Annotated in this window: 13 protein-coding genes and 1 pseudogene; 12 read left to right on the plus strand and 2 right to left on the minus strand. The window is 35.2% G+C overall.

Features of this window, described 5'->3' with window-relative positions; all coding sequences use genetic code 11:
• Positions 1 to 31: 31 nt before the first annotated feature.
• From BN1226_RS10625 to aroG, 9 genes and pseudogenes are all read left to right on the plus strand, one after another.
• Positions 32 to 2,290 (plus strand): TonB-dependent receptor domain-containing protein, encoded by a 2,259-nt coding sequence (locus BN1226_RS10625; protein ID WP_077065006.1) that lies wholly within the window; start codon positions 32 to 34, stop codon positions 2,288 to 2,290.
• Positions 2,291 to 2,355: 65 nt separating this feature from the next.
• Positions 2,356 to 4,163, plus strand: a pseudogene (gene hutW / locus BN1226_RS09315) (heme anaerobic degradation radical SAM methyltransferase ChuW/HutW).
• Between the two features lie 146 nt (positions 4,164 to 4,309).
• Positions 4,310 to 4,813, plus strand: a complete 504-nt coding sequence (locus BN1226_RS09325; RefSeq protein WP_420835361.1) for a DUF1190 domain-containing protein — start codon at positions 4,310 to 4,312, stop codon at positions 4,811 to 4,813.
• Positions 4,814 to 5,995 carry a glutathionylspermidine synthase family protein gene (locus BN1226_RS09330; RefSeq protein ID WP_044470967.1) on the plus strand — a complete coding sequence of 394 codons (1,182 nt, stop codon included), beginning with the start codon at positions 4,814 to 4,816 and terminating at the stop codon, positions 5,993 to 5,995. It begins immediately after the preceding gene.
• 32 nt (positions 5,996 to 6,027) lie between these two features.
• Positions 6,028 to 6,969, plus strand: a complete 942-nt coding sequence (locus tag BN1226_RS09335) for a 2-hydroxyacid dehydrogenase (RefSeq protein WP_044470968.1) — start codon at positions 6,028 to 6,030, stop codon at positions 6,967 to 6,969.
• A gap of 126 nt (positions 6,970 to 7,095) precedes the next feature.
• Complete coding sequence (locus BN1226_RS09340) at positions 7,096 to 8,283, plus strand: lipoprotein-releasing ABC transporter permease subunit (RefSeq protein ID WP_044470969.1); 1,188 nt, start codon at positions 7,096 to 7,098, stop codon at positions 8,281 to 8,283.
• A gap of 68 nt (positions 8,284 to 8,351) precedes the next feature.
• Positions 8,352 to 9,038 carry a lipoprotein-releasing ABC transporter ATP-binding protein LolD gene (lolD, locus tag BN1226_RS09345; protein WP_044471154.1) on the plus strand — a complete coding sequence of 229 codons (687 nt, stop codon included), beginning with the start codon at positions 8,352 to 8,354 and terminating at the stop codon, positions 9,036 to 9,038.
• A gap of 12 nt (positions 9,039 to 9,050) precedes the next feature.
• Positions 9,051 to 10,289, plus strand: coding sequence for a lipoprotein-releasing ABC transporter permease subunit LolE (gene lolE, locus BN1226_RS09350; protein WP_044470970.1), 1,239 nt, complete (start codon positions 9,051 to 9,053; stop codon positions 10,287 to 10,289).
• Positions 10,290 to 10,402: 113 nt separating this feature from the next.
• On the plus strand, positions 10,403 to 11,491 hold the full coding sequence (gene aroG, locus BN1226_RS09355) for a 3-deoxy-7-phosphoheptulonate synthase AroG (RefSeq protein WP_044470971.1): 1,089 nt from the start codon (positions 10,403 to 10,405) through the stop codon (positions 11,489 to 11,491).
• A 65-nt stretch (positions 11,492 to 11,556) separates the two neighbouring features.
• Here the strand turns inward: aroG and BN1226_RS10630 are convergent, their stop codons facing one another.
• Entirely contained in the window at positions 11,557 to 11,949 is a 393-nt protein-coding gene (locus BN1226_RS10630; RefSeq protein WP_082041927.1) for an opioid growth factor receptor-related protein, read from the minus strand.
• A gap of 585 nt (positions 11,950 to 12,534) precedes the next feature.
• On the opposite strand from BN1226_RS10630, the gene BN1226_RS09365 reads away from it, so the two are divergent.
• The 3 genes from BN1226_RS09365 to pgi all read left to right on the plus strand — a co-directional run bounded on the left by BN1226_RS09365 (position 12,535) and on the right by pgi (position 16,807).
• Positions 12,535 to 13,941 carry a replicative DNA helicase gene (locus BN1226_RS09365; protein WP_044470972.1) on the plus strand — a complete coding sequence of 469 codons (1,407 nt, stop codon included), beginning with the start codon at positions 12,535 to 12,537 and terminating at the stop codon, positions 13,939 to 13,941.
• 26 nt (positions 13,942 to 13,967) lie between these two features.
• The gene (alr, locus tag BN1226_RS09370) at positions 13,968 to 15,041 is read left to right on the plus strand and encodes an alanine racemase (RefSeq protein WP_044470973.1); all 1,074 of its coding nucleotides are present in this window, start codon (positions 13,968 to 13,970) and stop codon (positions 15,039 to 15,041) included.
• 116 nt (positions 15,042 to 15,157) lie between these two features.
• Complete coding sequence (gene pgi / locus BN1226_RS09375; protein WP_044470974.1) at positions 15,158 to 16,807, plus strand: glucose-6-phosphate isomerase; 1,650 nt, start codon at positions 15,158 to 15,160, stop codon at positions 16,805 to 16,807.
• 63 nt (positions 16,808 to 16,870) lie between these two features.
• Here pgi and BN1226_RS09380 read toward each other — a convergent pair whose 3' ends face one another.
• Entirely contained in the window at positions 16,871 to 17,518 is a 648-nt protein-coding gene (locus BN1226_RS09380; protein WP_044470975.1) for a YchE family NAAT transporter, read from the minus strand.
• Positions 17,519 to 17,538 lie beyond the last annotated feature (20 nt).

Genomic DNA, 17,538 nt, shown 5'->3' on the forward strand with positions numbered 1-17,538 from the left:
ATTGTCATTTTGCATTAACTTAAGGATATATATGACTAAGCTCAATCTTATTACAAAGACATTACTAGGCATGTTATTGACAGGGATTTCACTTCATTCACAAGCTGATGATAGTAATACAACACAACACAACACAACACAATTAGATACTATTGTTGTCTCTGATGAAGGTGGCAAAAATCCTAATTTTAACTCTTATACAAAACCTTCAGCAGTCACTTCACGTGCAATTAATGTGAATGCAATGCAAAATTTGGATAGTATTGTTCGTTCAACATCAGGTGCCTATACTCAAATGGATCCAGGTCAAGGCGGTGTAAGTGTCAATATTCGTAGTATGACAGGGCTTGGCAGGGTAAATACGATGATTGATGGTGTTCCGCAAACACAATTAGGAACATCTGCTAATGGTGGTGGAAAATTCCATAGCGAAGGCAATGGGCCAATGAGTCAATTTTCTGCATTAATTGATCAAAACTTCCTTACTCGAGTAGATATTTCAAAAGGACATGGCAATGGTTCTGCTGGCATTAATTCATTAATGGGAAGTGCTGATTTCAAAACAATTGATGCGGAAGATGTCATTTTAGATGTTAATAAGGTAGGCGTATTAACTCGTTTAAATTATGGCAATAACGATTTAGGTAAAAATGGGATGATTGCTTTAGCTGGCAAAACAGGTTTACTTGAATCGGGTTCTATAAGTGCTTTAGTTGCTGGTAGTAAAAGTTCTTTAGATCAAAATTATCGCCGAGGTGATGGTAGCCATGCTTCAGATTCTGGATATATGCAAGGATTAAAGCAACATCCTGAATCTTATTTAGCAAAATTAGCAGTCAAACCTAATAAAGATACAGAATTTAAGCTCTCTAGTCGTCGCTATAACAACAGTATTGTTGGTCGAGATATTGATAGTAAAACTCATTCATTTGAAGCAAAATATAACCCAGATTCAAAATGGGTAGATTTGTCTTTTTTAGCGGCTAAAACAGTGACAGAACAAGTGTATACCGATAATGCTAAGTTATGGACCTTAGAAGATGCCACTACACAAAATAAGTTTGTTACCTTTGATTTAAAAAATACAAGCCGTTTTGAATTAGGTGATTTTAATGGTTCAGTTACCTATGGTGGTAATATCTATCGTAATAAATATGAACGGGGCATTCCTGAAAAAAATAATGACTCTGGTGCGATTGCTAATGCCGCTTTTGGACCAGCGGGTAAACAAAACATTAATTCATTATATTTAGATTCTGAATTTAACTATGACATCTTGACCTTAAATGCTGGGCTTACTTACTCGCGTTATAATTTAAAAGGTTATAAGCCTGCTTGTGATTCAGATGATGCAGTGTATTGTATGCCTGCTGGAGCAATGAATGTTGATCGTAAATATACTAAAGTAAATCCTTCCGTAACATTATCTTTACAAGTGACCGATTGGCTACAACCTTTCGTAAGTTATAGCGAAACTGCTCGTGCGCCTAATGTTCAGGAAATGTTTAATACTAGCCGTAATGGTTTATCTGTTAACCCATATTTAAAACCAGAAACAGCGAAAACTTACGAAATTGGTTTCAATATTAATAAAGATAATTTGTTATTAGATAATGATTTATTTGGTATGAAAGTGGTGTACTTCAATTCTCATATTAAAGATTATATTTTTAATATGTCTTATTATGGCTGTGGTAGCTCAGTTTGTACTAATGTAAATGATTCCGTGGATAGTGTTCATGCCCAAATTTATTTAAATTCACCAAATATGGTGAAAGATAAAGGCTGGGAAGTGGAAATGTCTTATGAGTCAGATTATTTCTTTAGTAATATGACTTATACTAGAAGTGCAAGCACCGCACCAACATCAAAAGCAGCTATGATTTATTATGGCTTTGGTTCTGAGTCTTATACACAATTACCAAAAGATTATGCAACCGTAGAATTAGGTACACATTTATTAGATAAAAAATTAACCTTATCTAGTATCTTTAAATATACTGGAAAAGCAAAACGTTTAGGCCTTGATATGGATGACGATGGTAATTTAATGTTTGATGATTTACCAAATATCCCAGTTATTATTGATCTTTATGCGAATTATAAAATTAATAAAAATATTACCTTAAAAGCAGGTATTCAAAATTTAATGAATCGTAATTATTTAGATGCATTAAATGCTTATAATTCTTCAACATCTGAAGATTATGATACGGAAACAGACACCTATCGTTTCACTAATAGTGCTAGAGGTCGTACTTATACTGTGGGTGCAGAAATTCGTTTCTAAGAAAACGATAAATATTATTGGAAACGACTTTTTCGTTTCCATTTTGTTGTAAAGGATAATTTTATATGATTCATAATAAAGTGTGGGGAGCAAATTTAGTCGCACCTTCTGCTTTTCCTCAACGTTCTGCATTAATGCCTATTTGGGGTGGGATTGATGCACCAGAAGAACAATGGGAAAGCATTTGGCGAGAGGCTGTTGTTGATTCATTAAATCAAGACGGATTAGCTTATGTGCATATTCCTTTTTGTATTAGCCATTGTGTATTTTGTGGTTTTTACCGAAATGCGTGGAAAGAAGATCAAGGGACTAGATATGTAGATAAAGTGATTCAAGAATTAGCTTATGAGGCAGAGATTAGACAAGATAAAGGAAAAATCAAAGCGGTTTATTTTGGTGGTGGCACACCAACAGCTTTAGATACTGCTAATCTTACGAGATTAATTCGTGCTTGTTACCAATATTTGCCTTTAGCTGATGATTGTGAGTTTACTTTAGAGGGACGAATTAGCCACTTTGATTTAGAAAAAGCACAGGCAAGTATTGAAGCTGGTGTTAATCGTATTTCTATTGGTATTCAAACATTCAATTCACCAATTCGTAAACGTTTAGGGCGTCGTCATAGTGGTGAGCAAGCCTATGAATATTTAACTCAATTATGCCAATTAGATGCCACGGTGGTTGCCGACTTAATTTTTGGTTTGCCTGAGCAAACTGATGAAATTTGGGAGAAGGATATTGAAATTGCCACAAGTTTGCCGCTATCGGGATTAGATACTTATGCATTTAATTGCTATCCATTTTTACCGATTAATAAATTGATTAAACATGGTACCATTGCACCTCCCGTTGGATTAGAAATGCAAGCTTATCATTATGCTTATGCGGTTACAGAATTACAGCAACGAGGTTGGAAACAGGTGAGTAATAATCACTTTGCTTTTCCTAACCGAGGAGAACGTAATTATTATAATAGTAAAGTAAAATCTAATATGCCTTGTCTAGCATTTGGTTCTGGTGCAGGTGGAAGCTTTGCAGGCTTTAATTATCAAGTTCAAGGTGATTTACAAAGCTATTTAGCAACGTCTAAAGATCACAAAAATATTTCTTATTTAGGTTATCATAGTGCTAAAAAAGATTTATTTAGTCAGCTACAATTTTCTACTGAAATTGGTTGGCTTGATACAAAATTATTTCCAAATAATCAAGTGATAGCGAAACTCTTAGAAAACTGGCAAAATCAATCTTTGCTTTCTATTGATCCACAAGGGATCGCTCATTTAACAACAAGTGGGAAATATTGGTCTCCGACTATTATTCGCACTTTAATGCTTTCATTAACGGACTCACAATAAGGATTTTTATGTCATTAACAGAACAACAACGAACAGAATTAACTTCTATATTAGCGAATAAAAATGATCATGTATTAGAAATGCTAGCACATAAATATGATTGTTCTTATGAGGATATTTTATCCTGTTTACCGCAAAATATGGCAATACCTATGGATGGTGAACGTTTTGTAGAAATTATGCAGACAATTGCAAGTTGGGATGAAGCGGTTGTGTTTATTGCACATACGCCTGATGCAGTGATTGAAGTCACTGGAAAATTGCCTCATGGTGAAATTGCGAGAGGTTATTACAATATGGAACATCATGAAAATGGTGGATTGCACGGACATTATCGATATGTAAATTGTAAAACGATTTATTTAGTTGATCGCCATTTTATGAATAAACGTACTGTGGCAATTAATTTTATTAATAAACAGGGCGATGCCATGTTTAAGATCTTTGCTAGCCGTGAAGAAAATGGTGAATTAAAGGCATCATTAGTAGATAAAATGAAAGCGTTATTTACAGCTTAATAGCTTTTTAATTCAGCTAAATTACGAATGAAAGTGCGGTTGAAATTTTAGAAATTTTGACCGCACTTTTTTTATAAAAAAGCTCGCTTGTTAGGGGGAAATCTTTTAGTATTAATAAACTAAATTGATTATAAAATTCATTTTAAATGAAGGAAATAATATTGAATAAGAAAAATAAAGCTTTAGTGACGTTGTCTATTGTAGGTTTATTAGGCGGTTGTTCAGAAGAAAACGTGCAACGTGATGTATATAAATCACTCGAAGATTGTGTCGCAGACTGGGGAACGCCAGAATTATGTGAGCAAGATACAAAAGCACTGGCTGACTTGAATAAGGGAAATGAAACTCCTCAAAGCATATTCAATGAATCAGCTAATCATGGTGAATCTAGTCATTCAGGTTCAGGCTTTGTTGCAGGCTATATGGCAGCTCGTATGATGTCATCATTTATGGGCCCAAGTTATTTTCAAGGTAATCGCGCAGTACAAACAAATAATGGACAAACCATTCGTCCACAAGCTAATCATTCTGCGGCAAAACCCATTGTGATGAAAGGTAGTGTTGCAGATTCATTTAGCCGTCCTGTAAAACGTGGTGGATTTAGTTCAAGTAATTCTAGTGCAAGTAAATCAAGTAGTTTTGGTGGCTAGATGAAACGTATTGCAACTTTTCCACAGCGAGTAGATATGCAAGCCCAATTATTAGAAGTTGGGTTTGACTACTATAATTTACCTTCAACAGATGGTTCAAATTATTGGTCAGATAATGTGGCTTATGAGTTTACTTTGGCTGAAATAGATCGAATTGAAGATGCTACTAATGAATTGCATGCTATGTGTTTGGATTTTGTTGCTGATGAGGTGATGAAAGGTGATTATCAACATTATCAATTCACTGATTTACAAAAACAGCTTATTGAACAATCTTGGAGTCGCAAAGATTTGTCACTCTATGGGCGGTTTGATTTTGGCTATGATGGTTCAAGCCTTAAAATGTTTGAATATAATGCGGATACGCCGACTTCATTATTAGAAGCTTCAGTAGTGCAGTGGAAATGGTTAGAGCAAGTCGAGAATTTACAACATCGAGATCAATTTAACTGGATTCATGAGGCTTTAGTTAAACGTTTTCAGGATGTTAAACAAATCACTGGGAAATCGAGTTTTCATTTTTCAGGTATGCAAGAAGCCGGACGTGAAGATTGGGGAAATATTGACTATTTATGTGATGTGGCTTATTTAGCTGGTTGGAATATTCACCAGCTTGCAATAGAAGATATTGGTTATGATGAACAATATAAAGAGTTTGTTGATTTAAATAATCGTAATATTGAGTTGATTTTCAAACTTTGCCCTTTAGAATGGTTTACTAATGTCGAATTTGCTCAATATATTCCTCATTCCCATACGAAATTTTTTGAACCTATGTGGAAATTATTACTTAGCAATAAAATCTTATTAGCTAAATTATGGCAAAAACATAAACGTCATGATTTATTATTGCCAGCCTATTTCAAACCAGAAGATAATCCAAGGCCACATCGTATACTGGTGAAGAAGCCTATTCTTGGGAGAGAAGGGGCGAATATTTCTTATTGTGAATTAGAAAATAAATTAGAATTTGCTGCAAAGGGTAGCGAACATTCAGAATTTTATAATCGTCATGGCTATATCTACCAAGAAAAATTTAATATGCCATCATTTGATGGAATGTATCCAATGATAGGTTCGTGGATAGTTGGAGATGAAGCTTGTGGCATGGGGTTACGAGAAGATTTTACTCCAGTCACTGGTAATGATAGCCATTTTGTCCCTCACTATTTTGTTGAATAATTAAATTCATATTCTTACGCAAAGGAGATTCTATGAAAATTGTTTTTTTAGATAGCACCGCACTTCCTCCTCATCATCCTATTCCTCGACCAAGTTTTGAGCATGAGTGGGTTGATTATCCTTATACTTCAGCAGACCAAACTATTGAGCGAGCTAAAGATGCTGACATTGTGGTAACCAGTAAAGTTATTTTCTCTCGTCAAGTATTAGAAAAGTTACCTAATTTAAAATTGATTGCTGTAACAGCCACAGGAACAAATAACATAGATTTAGATGCTGCAAAAGAGTTAGGTGTCGTAGTTAAAAATGTGACAGGGTATTCAGCGACAACAGTTCCTGAACATGTTATTGGTTTGAGTTTTTCTTTTATGCATAGTTTGATGGGATGGTATAAAGATCAATTAGCAGGAAAATGGATGCAAAGCAAACAATTCTGCTATTTTGATTATCCAATGCGAGATATTAAAAATTCTATTATGGGAATTTTAGGTAAAGGTTGTATTGGTTCTGAGGTTGGTCGTTTAGCAGAAGCTGTTGGTATGAAAGTGCTTTATGCTGAACATCGTGGTGCTACAACTTGTCGAGCAGGTTATACACCATTTGAAGAGGTTCTTAGACAAGCAGATATTGTCACATTACATTGCCCATTGACTGAAAATACAAAAAATATAATTAATAAAGAAACCCTGTCACTCTTTAAAAAAGAAGCTTTTTTAATTAATACAGGCCGAGGACCTTTAGTGGATGAACAGGCATTATTAGATGCCTTAAAATCAGGTCAACTCGCAGGTGCTGCATTAGATGTATTAGAAAAAGAACCACCAGAAAAAGATAATCCACTTGTTTTAGCTGCGAAAACAATGCCTAATTTAATTATTACCCCACATGTTGCTTGGGCATCTGATAGCGCTATTCAAACATTAATCAGTAAAGTGCGGGATAATATTGAAGAATTTGTCGCAACAGGCAAATAAACGTATAATCGGCGCTAATTTGTGGATAAGGTGCGAGTGATTAGAATTTATCTAATGCTGTGGCTTTGACTTCCATTATTTTTTATTAAACATTATTTAATTAGCTAAAGCTAGACACAAGGTAATATGAATTTTCCTGTTTCTTTTTATGTTGCACTTCGTTATTGGCGAGCGAAAAGTGCCGATCGTTTTGGTCGATTAGTCACTAATTTAGCCAGTGCAGGTATTGTGCTAGGGGTGATGGCCTTGATCATCGTACTTTCTGTAATGAATGGTTTAGAAAAGCATCAAAAGCAACAAGTGCTTGCTCATATACCTCATGCAGTACTAGTCGCTGAGCAGCATGTAAACAGCAAACAGCCATTATCCCCCTTACCTGCGTTTGTACAAAAAGCTGTTGCGATTAATACCACCAATGTTATTTTCCAAACGGCAAAAGGTGTTAGTGCAGGCCAAGTAATCGGCGTTCAGTCACCTCAGGATGATTCTCTGCTTAGCTATTTAGATGAAAATCAATTTAATAGTCTTTTGCCTCCAGGGCAATTTAAATTAATCATTGGTTCGCAACTTGCACAAAATCTGAATTTAAATATTGGCGATAAAGTGCGGTTAATGATTACTGAAAATAGTCAATATACACCTTTTGGTCGAGTTCCAACTCAACGTATATTTACAGTCAGTGAGATTTATTTTTTTGATAATAATGATATTTCTGGTTATGAAGTTTTTTCTAATTTAGCCGATATTGGTCGTTTAATGAGAATCAAACCAGGTGAGGCACAAGGTTATCGGTTATTCCTTAATGATCCTTTTTTAATTACTGAATTACCGAAGCATTTTTCAGAAAACTACCAAATTATTGATTGGCGTAGTCAAAAAGGGGAATTTTTCCAAGCAGTACGAATGGAAAAAAATATGATGGGATTATTGATTAGCTTAATTATTATTGTGGCGATTTCTAATATTGTCACATCACTTAGTTTAATGGTGGTGGATAAACAAGGAGAAATTGCCATTTTACAAACTCAAGGTTTGACCAAACGCCAAGTTCGTCATATTTTTATTTTACAAGGCTGTTTAGTAGGATTAGTGGGCACCATTATTGGCACTATATTAGGTATTTTAGTCACTTTGAATTTAGAGACTATCGTACAACTGCTCGGGCAACGAGGCATTTTTCTACCTACTTCTATTAGCGCCGTGCAGATTATTACGATTATCACATTATCATTATTATTATCGCTATTATCTACCATTTATCCTGCATATCGTGCAGCCAAAATAGAGCCAGCTGAAGCCTTAAGATATGAATAAAAGTGCGGTGGAAAAATAAAAAATTTTATTAGCAAGTCAACTTACCTGCTTAACAGAACAAAATGAATATGAATAACGAAATTTTATTAAATTGTCAGAATATCAGCAAGTATTACACTGAAGGTTCAGTACAAACTCAAGTGCTCAAAGATGTCACTTTTTCATTAAATGATAAAGAGCTTGTGGCAATAGTAGGAAGCTCTGGCTCAGGGAAGAGTACATTGTTACATACCTTAGGTGGGCTTGACCAACCCACTTCTGGTGAAGTGTTTATTAAAGGAAAATCTTTGCAGAAAGCTTCTCCAGATGAGTTAGCCAAATTACGTAATAGTTATTTAGGCTTTGTATATCAATTTCATCATTTAATGGCTGATTTTACGGCGTTAGAGAATGTATTAATGCCTATGTTGATTGGGCATCAAAATAAAACTGAGGCTCAACATCGTGCAGAAAAAATGTTAAATGCAGTTGGTTTATCTCATCGAATTTCTCATAAACCTTCCGCACTTTCAGGGGGGGAGCGTCAACGTGTCGCCATTGCCCGTGCATTAGTGAATAATCCTGCTTTAGTATTAGCTGATGAGCCTACGGGGAATCTTGATCATAAAACCACGGAAAGTATTTTTGAATTGATTCAACAATTGAATCAAGAACAAGGCATCGCGTTTTTGTTAGTCACCCATGATTTGAATTTAGCACAGAAATTATCTCGTCGTTATGTGATGCAAGATGGTGTGTTACGTCCAGAAGAATAAAGGTGGAAGAGTATGAATACGCCATTTTTTATTAGCTGGCGCTATCAACGAGCCAAGCAGAAAAATCATTTAGTATCACTGATAGCCTTATTCTCAAGTATTGGTATCGCCCTTGGAGTGGCTGTTTTGATCCTTGGTTTAAGTGCGATGAATGGCTTTGAACGAGAATTGAATAATCGTATTTTAGCCGTTGTACCTCATGCTGATATTACAGGTAGTCATTCTAGTATTACTCATTGGCAAAATTTAGAAAAGCGTTTAATGAGTAATCCTGATATTCAAGCAGTTTCTCCTTATGTGAGTTTTACCGCGTTAGTTGAAAATGGTGCTAAATTAAAAGTTGTGCAAGTACATGGCGTTGAACAGAAGTCACAAGATCAAGTGAGTTCATTAGGAAAATTTGTGCTTGAGGATGGATGGCAACAATTTGCTTCACAAGGTGGATTAGTGCTTGGTTCAGGCATTGCCAAAGAGCTTGATGTAAAGGCTGGAGACTGGGTGACCTTATTAATTTCTGAAGCAAATTCCAGTGAGCAATTGGCACAACCTACACGTGAACGCCTTCAAGTGACAGGTATTTTACGTTTAGATGGTCAGCTCGATCATAGTTATGCATTAATGCCGCTTACACAAGCACAAGAATTTATGAGCTTTAACAAAGATGAAGTGACGGGTGTGGAAATGAAAGTGGCCGATCCATTCAAGGTTCAGTCGATTAATTTTTCTAGCCTCAATGATTATCCACAAATGCTTAACTTACAGACTTGGATTAATAAATTTGGCTATATGTATCGAGATATTCAGCTGATTCGTACGGTTATGTATATTGCTATGGTCTTGGTGATTGGCGTAGCTTGTTTTAATATTGTGTCGACATTGATTATGGCAGTGAAAGATAAAGCTGGTGATATTGCTATCATGCGTACACTTGGTGCCAATAACAGCTTTATTAAGCGTATTTTTATTTGGTATGGATTACAAGCTGGCATGAAAGGTTGCTTAATTGGGATTGTGTTAGGCGTCGTTCTTTCCTTAAATTTAACTTCAATTATTAAAAGCATTGAATCTTTAATAGGAAAAAAACTCTTGTCTGATGGGATTTATTTTGTAGATTTCTTACCTAGCGAATTGCATTGGCAAGATGTACTATTAGTGCTGGTTGCTGCATTAATTCTTAGCTTAATTGCTAGTTTATACCCAGCTAATCGAGCTGCAAAACTACAACCTGCACAAGTTTTAAGTAGTCATTAATAAAATATAAATGTACTAGTTTACCAATGCAAAATTTAATGTTAGAGTAAGTAAACATAATTCATTATAAGTTTTTTAGTTTAATAAATATTATATACAGAGAGTAGATTATAGTGGCGAGTAAAAATAAAAATGACATTCATGTTGCAAATGACGATACCAGAATTGCAAATATTGAACAGTTGCTTCCTCCTATTGCGTTATTAGAAAAATATCCAGCAAGTGATATTGCAATAAAAACAGTAAAAAATGCACGTAAAAAAGCTCATGAAATTATTCATGGTGAAGATGATCGTTTATTAATTATCATTGGTCCTTGTTCAATTCATGATCCTAAAGCTGCTATGGAATATGCTCAGCGTATGGCAATAATGCGTGAAAAATACAAAGCAACATTAGAAATTATTATGCGAGTGTATTTTGAAAAACCACGAACTACAGTCGGTTGGAAAGGGCTAATTAATGATCCTTATCTAAATGATACTTATGCATTAAATGATGGCCTACGGATGGCTCGTAAATTATTGTCAGATATTAATGATTTAGGTTTACCTACCGCTGGTGAGTTTTTAGATATGATTACTCCTCAGTATCTTGCTGATTTTATGAGTTGGGGGGCAATTGGTGCCCGTACTACTGAATCACAGGTGCATCGTGAATTAGCCTCTGGTTTATCTTGTGCGGTAGGTTTTAAAAATGGAACAAATGGCGGTGTTAAAATTGCTTTAGATGCGATGGGGTCTGCGGAATCTTCTCATCATTTTTTATCAGTTACAAAATTTGGTCATTCTGCGATTGTTTCAACTAAAGGTAATCCTGATTGCCATATCATTTTACGTGGTGGTGATAAAGCGACTAATTATGATATTGAGAGTGTCGCAAAAGTTTGTGAAAGTATTGAAAAGTCTGGACGTATTCCACATGTTATGGTTGATTTTAGCCATGCTAACAGCAGTAAACAATTTAAAAAACAAATGGACGTATGTACTGACGTCTGTAAACAAGTTGCTAGTGGCTCAACACAAATCTTCGGGGCCATGGTGGAAAGTCATCTAGTGGAAGGACGTCAAGATCTTGTGGCTGGTCAAGCTTTGACTTATGGGCAAAGTATCACAGATGCTTGTATTGGCTGGGATGATACAGAAATTGTCTTACAACAACTTTCTGATGCCGTAGAAGCTCGTCGTCAACTAAAGAAATAAAGATAAAATTTTAAAAATATAGACCGCACTTTGGACAACTAAAGTGCGGTTTTATATAAACTGTCTTACGCCAACACTTCAGTGGCATTTTGCCAAAATGAAATCGTATTTTCTGATACATCGCCATACTCTTTCGCAACCACAGTTACCGCTTGCTGCATGGCTTTCGCCAGCTCTATCTGCCGAAAAATTGCAAGGGAATGAATGGTTCGGGTAATGCGTAATTGGTTGTGATTACTTGGCTTGAGCCATGGATATTCATGTTGAGTGAGTGATTTTTGTGCTGTGATTTCCAGCCCATCACGAGTTAATTCCCAAAAGTTTAGCATTACATCAAGAGATTTCTGCATATTGGCTTTGAGCAATTCAGAATTGCTCAAATCTAAGCAATCCTGTTTGGTTAAAGTCGGGGCTGGATGAAACCTAGAAGGGGTTTCTAGCGGAAAAATCCACTGAATATAACTTCTAACCTAAATATACTAAACTGCCAAATATCGCTAATAAAACGCCCGTGAGTATCAGGAATTTGAACCAGGTAAAAATTTAGTAAAGGGCTAAGGTTTTTCATCATATTCACCTATAAATAAAAATTCCTCCTACAATGAATAAAGTCTGACAACCAAAATTCCACATATTAGCGGTATTAAGCTTTATAGAACCTTTAAAGGGAAAACCTTCACTAATAATATTCGAAAAGCATTAGCATAGTCGATTTAAATGTGAAACTTACTGGCTTTGAAAGCTTGCCATAGAAAAAACATAGGTTACTTGGGCAATATCAAATATGACTCTTTTATTTTTAGTATCACTTCTTCAGCATAACTTTAGGAATAATAATCGTTGAAGTTCTAGAATATTCTGAAACAAATCATGAATGGAAGTAATTAGATTTCTTTTACCTGTTCAAAATGGTATTTTTTTAAATTTCTAGAATAGAATAAATTTTTGATTTTTATCACCGCACTTTATATTGCCCCTTAAATATCATCGTGATTTGGTATATGATATAACAGTTTTTTCAGTCATTATCGAGAGTCATATTTATGCTACGATCCCCTTCCCAATCTAGTGATAAGCAAACCGCACAAGTTAATGTTCCACCTCATTCTATTGAAGCTGAACAAGCAGTCCTAGGTGGGATTATGTTGAACAATTCACATTGGGAAAATGTGATTGAACATGTGATTGCCGAAGACTTTTATACAGTAGCTCATCGCTTTATTTTTAAAGAAATGGAAGAGCTTGCACGTCAAAATAATCCTATTGATTTAATCACCCTAGATCAGGCTTTAAAAAATAAAGGTGTGGTAGAAGATGTCGGTGGCTTTGCTTATTTAGCAGAATTATCTAAAAATACACCAAGTGCCGCCAATATCATCGCTTATGCAGATATTGTGCGTGAAAAAGCGATTTTACGTGAATTAATTGGTGTAGGTAATGTTATTGCACAAAGTGCTTATGCACCTAAAGGTCGTGATGTTAAAGAAATTCTTGATGAAGCTGAACGTGAAGTATTTAAAATCGCAGAAAAACGTAGTTCTGAAAATGAAGGACCTGAAAATATTCTCAATATCCTTGAACGTACTATTGATAAGATTGAATTTTTATCTAAGAACCAAAATGCTGGTGGCGTAACAGGGGTCACAACGGGCTTTAAAGATCTTGATAAGAAAACCGCTGGGTTACAGCCTTCAGATCTCATTATTGTGGCAGCTCGCCCATCAATGGGAAAAACAACCTTTGCTATGAATCTTTGTGAAAATGCTGCTTTATCAAGTGATAAACCTGTACTTATTTTTAGCTTAGAAATGCCAGCAGATCAAATTATGATGCGTTCATTAGCGTCGCTTTCTCGTGTGGATCAAACAAAAATTCGTACGGGACAAATCACAGAAGATGATGAATGGGCACGTATTTCTAGTACTATGGGAATGCTTACCAATAAGCCAAATATGTATATTGATGATTCAGCAGGGTTAACGCCAACAGAATTGCGTTCAAGAGCAAGACGCATTTATCGTGAAAATGGTGGTTTAAGTTTAATTATGATTGATTACTTACAACTTATGCGGGCCCCAGGTTTTGATAATCGTACCTTAGAGATTGCAGAAATTTCACGTTCATTAAAAGCTCTAGCAAAAGAATTAGAAGTGCCTGTGGTTGCACTTTCACAGTTGAACCGAACACTTGAAAATCGTACCGATAAACGTCCTGTTAACTCAGATTTAAGAGAATCAGGCTCTATTGAGCAAGATGCTGACTTGATTATGTTTATCTATCGTGATGAAGTGTATCATGAAACCACTGAAGAAAATCACAATGTTGCAGAGATTATTATTGGTAAGCAGCGTAATGGTCCAATTGGCCGTGTACGTTTAACTTTCCAAGGGCAGTATTCCCGTTTTGATAATTATGCAGGTTCGCATCAATTTAATGATGACGATTATTAGTATAAAAATATAACTAAGAAGTTTATATGAAACCAGCAACAGTAAAAATTAGTTCAGTTGCACTGAAACATAATATTCAAACCATTAGAAAAAAAGCACCTTATAGTAAAATTATTGCTGTGGTTAAAGCGAATGCTTATGGACATGGTGTGCTTTTTGTCTCTTCTGCGGTAGAGCGTTTAGTTGACGGATTTGGCGTAGCTCGTTTAGAAGAAGCATTAAGTTTGCGTTCAAACGGTGTGACTAAGCCGATTCTTTTACTTGAAGGCTTTTTTTCTATTGATGATTTGCCTATCTTGTCAGTAAATAATATTCAAACGGTTATTCATAACCAAGAACAACTTGATGCAATAAAACAAGCTCATCTTGATAATCCTATTAAAGTGTGGTTAAAAATTGATACGGGCATGCACCGTTTAGGTGTTAGTCTTGAGCAAGTAGATGATTTTTATGATGCATTAACAAATTGCAAAAATGTTTCAGAGATCGGTTTTGTAAGTCATTTTAGCCGTGCCGATGAAATAGACTGTGATTATACCCAAATTCAATTATCACGTTTTTTAAATGCGACCAAAGATAAACAAGGCGATCGTACTATTGCCGCCTCTGGAGGTATCTTATTTTGGGAAGATTCTCATTTAGAATATATTCGTCCAGGTATTATTATGTATGGCGTGTCACCGACAAGTACGCCAAGTAGTGAATATGATTTAATTCCTGTAATGACATTAACTTCTTCATTAATTGCCGTTCGAGATCATAAAAAAGGCGAACCTGTTGGTTATGGTGGTACTTGGATAAGCGAGCGAGATACTAAAATTGGCGTAATTGCTATTGGTTATGGTGATGGTTATCCTCGTAATGTTCCAACTGGAACCCCTGTTCATATAAATGGTCGCCGAGTGCCAATTGTAGGACGTGTGTCTATGGATATGGTGACTGTGGATTTAGGACCTGATTGCCAAGATAAAGTGGGGGATGAAGCTATTCTTTGGGGAAAAGAGTTACCAATTGAAGAAGTTGCAGATATTACAGGTTTGCTCAGTTATGAATTAATGACTAAATTAACACCTCGTGTGTTAACGGAGTATGTAGATTAAAGCTATTAATTCCATAATTAAAACAATAATTAGTTTTAATCTATAACGTGTTAGTATTTGTCATACACTTGATGTTAACGAAATTTAACTAATTTATTCAATAAAAAGGAAAAACAATGCAAAACATTAATCCTACGAGTACTATGGCGTGGAAAGCTTTAGAAGCACATAAAGCAAAATTGACAAATGTCACTATTCAAGATCTTTTTAATCAACAACAAGATCGTTTTACTGATTATTCATTAACCTTTAATAATGAAATCTTAGTGGATTATTCCAAAAATAAAATCACCAAGGAAACTCTAGATTTATTACATCAATTGACAAAAGAATGTGGTTTAAATGAAGCTATTGAAGCGATGTTCAGCGGTGAAAAAATTAACCGTACAGAAAATAGAGCCGTATTGCATACAGCCCTACGTAACCGTTCAAATACTCCTGTTTTAGTGGATGGAAAAGATGTAATGCCTGAAGTGAACGAAGTATTAGCTAAAATGAAGTCATTCAGTAATCGTGTGATTTCTGGTGAATGGAAAGGCTATACAGGTAAGGCGATTACTGATGTAGTGAATATTGGGATCGGCGGTTCAGATCTCGGACCTTATATGGTGACAGAAGCATTACGTCCATATAAAAATCATTTAACAATGCACTTTGTATCAAATGTAGATGGTACACATATTGCTGAAGTGTTTAAAAAAGTAAATCCAGAAACTACTTTATTTTTAGTTGCATCAAAAACTTTTACCACGCAAGAAACAATGACTAATGCAAAATCAGCTCGTGATTGGTTCTTAGCATCAGCAAAAGATGAAAAACATGTAGCGAAACACTTTGCAGCACTTTCAACCAATGCAAAAGATGTTGCAGAATTTGGTATTGATACTGACAATATGTTTGGTTTTTGGGACTGGGTTGGTGGCCGTTATTCATTATGGTCAGCAATTGGTCTTTCAATTGCATTATCAATCGGATTTGATAACTTCGAAGCATTATTGACGGGTGCATATGAAATGGATAAACATTTCCGCACCACACCAATTGAAAAAAATATTCCTGTAACTTTAGCATTAGTTGGTTTGTGGAATACTAACTTCCAAGGTGCTCAAACTGAAGCAATCTTACCTTATGATCAATATTTACATCGTTTTGCCGCTTATTTCCAACAAGGTAATATGGAATCAAACGGTAAATATGTGGGACGTGATGGTAAAGTTATCAGCGATTATCAAACGGGTCCAATTATTTGGGGTGAACCTGGTACAAATGGTCAACATGCTTTCTATCAATTAATCCACCAAGGCACAACATTAATTCCATGTGATTTTATTGCGCCCGCAAAAACACATAATCCGTTAGCAGATCATCATAATAAATTACTGTCTAATTTCTTTGCACAAACTGAAGCTTTAGCGTTTGGTAAAACAAAAGAAGAAGTTGAAGCAGAATTTGTGAAAGCTGGAAAGGCGTTAGCAGATGTAAAAGATGTTGTACCATTTAAAGTATTTACTGGTAATAAACCAACAAATTCAATTTTGTTAAAAGAAATTACGCCGTTTAGCTTAGGTGCGTTAATTGCTATGTACGAGCATAAGATTTTTGTTCAAGGGGTAATTTTTAATATTTTCAGTTTTGATCAATGGGGCGTTGAGTTAGGTAAACAACTTGCTAACCGCATTCTTCCTGAATTAGGTGATAGTGAACCAGTCACTAGCCATGATAGTTCAACAAATGGTTTAATTAATCAATTTAAGACATGGCGTTAATGATCTTTGATCTTTAGCTAAAAGTGCGATAGATTTTTTTAAATTTCTACCGCACTTTTTTCATTAATGTAGTAGTCCTGGGAATAAATTACTAATACCTACTACAATACTTTCAATCCCCAAAGACATCAAGATTACCCCCATAATACGGGTGACAACATTGCTTCCTGTTTTTCCCAAAAACTTGACCACAGAAGGGCCTGAGCGGAATAGCCCATAACAAAGTAGTGCAAAAATGATAATGGCAAAACTAAAACCAACCCAATCAAACCAATGATTATATTGTGATGCCCAAACAATGGTAGAACTAATTGCACCTGGTCCAGCAAGAATAGGCATAGCAAGTGGTACCACAGCAATACTACTCATATTAGAAAAGTCAGTATTTTTTTCATCTTTATTTTGTTTTTCTTCAGCAAGTTTACCGCTAATCATTGTTAAGGCAATGCTGATAATTAAAATTCCACCAGCAATACGGAATGAATTAATGGATATACTAAATAAGCTTAAGATCATTTTTCCAAATAATAAACTGACTAATAGAATAATCCCTACAGAAAAAGAGGTGACAAAATTTGTGTGGTTACGCTCCGCTTTAGTGAGATGATCTGTCATATTAACAAAAACAGGTAGCACCCCAAATGGGTTGATAACGGCAACTAAACCTAAGAAAAATTTTGCATAAATAGGTAAATTCTGTACAAAATCCATATGATTCTCTTAATAAGTAA

It is taken from the genome of Mannheimia massilioguelmaensis, assembly GCF_000940515.1.
Lineage (GTDB): Bacteria > Pseudomonadota > Gammaproteobacteria > Enterobacterales > Pasteurellaceae > Basfia > Basfia bettyae.

Bases quoted from the DNA above. Each gene is read 5' to 3' on its own strand.
- BN1226_RS09330 (WP_044470967.1), top strand. From the start codon at position 4,814: ATGAAACGTATTGCAACTTTTCCACAGCGAGTAGATATGCAAGCCCAA.
- alr (WP_044470973.1), top strand. From the start codon at position 13,968: ATGAAACCAGCAACAGTAAAAATTAGTTCAGTTGCACTGAAACATAAT.
- lolE (WP_044470970.1), top strand. From the start codon at position 9,051: ATGAATACGCCATTTTTTATTAGCTGGCGCTATCAACGAGCCAAGCAG.
- lolD (WP_044471154.1), top strand. From the start codon at position 8,352: ATGAATAACGAAATTTTATTAAATTGTCAGAATATCAGCAAGTATTAC.
- BN1226_RS09325 (WP_420835361.1), top strand. From the start codon at position 4,310: ATGAAGGAAATAATATTGAATAAGAAAAATAAAGCTTTAGTGACGTTG.
- BN1226_RS09380 (WP_044470975.1), bottom strand. From the start codon at position 17,518: ATGGATTTTGTACAGAATTTACCTATTTATGCAAAATTTTTCTTAGGT.
- BN1226_RS09340 (WP_044470969.1), top strand. From the start codon at position 7,096: ATGAATTTTCCTGTTTCTTTTTATGTTGCACTTCGTTATTGGCGAGCG.
- BN1226_RS10625 (WP_077065006.1), top strand. From the start codon at position 32: ATGACTAAGCTCAATCTTATTACAAAGACATTACTAGGCATGTTATTG.
- pgi (WP_044470974.1), top strand. From the start codon at position 15,158: ATGCAAAACATTAATCCTACGAGTACTATGGCGTGGAAAGCTTTAGAA.
- BN1226_RS09365 (WP_044470972.1), top strand. From the start codon at position 12,535: ATGCTACGATCCCCTTCCCAATCTAGTGATAAGCAAACCGCACAAGTT.
- BN1226_RS09335 (WP_044470968.1), top strand. From the start codon at position 6,028: ATGAAAATTGTTTTTTTAGATAGCACCGCACTTCCTCCTCATCATCCT.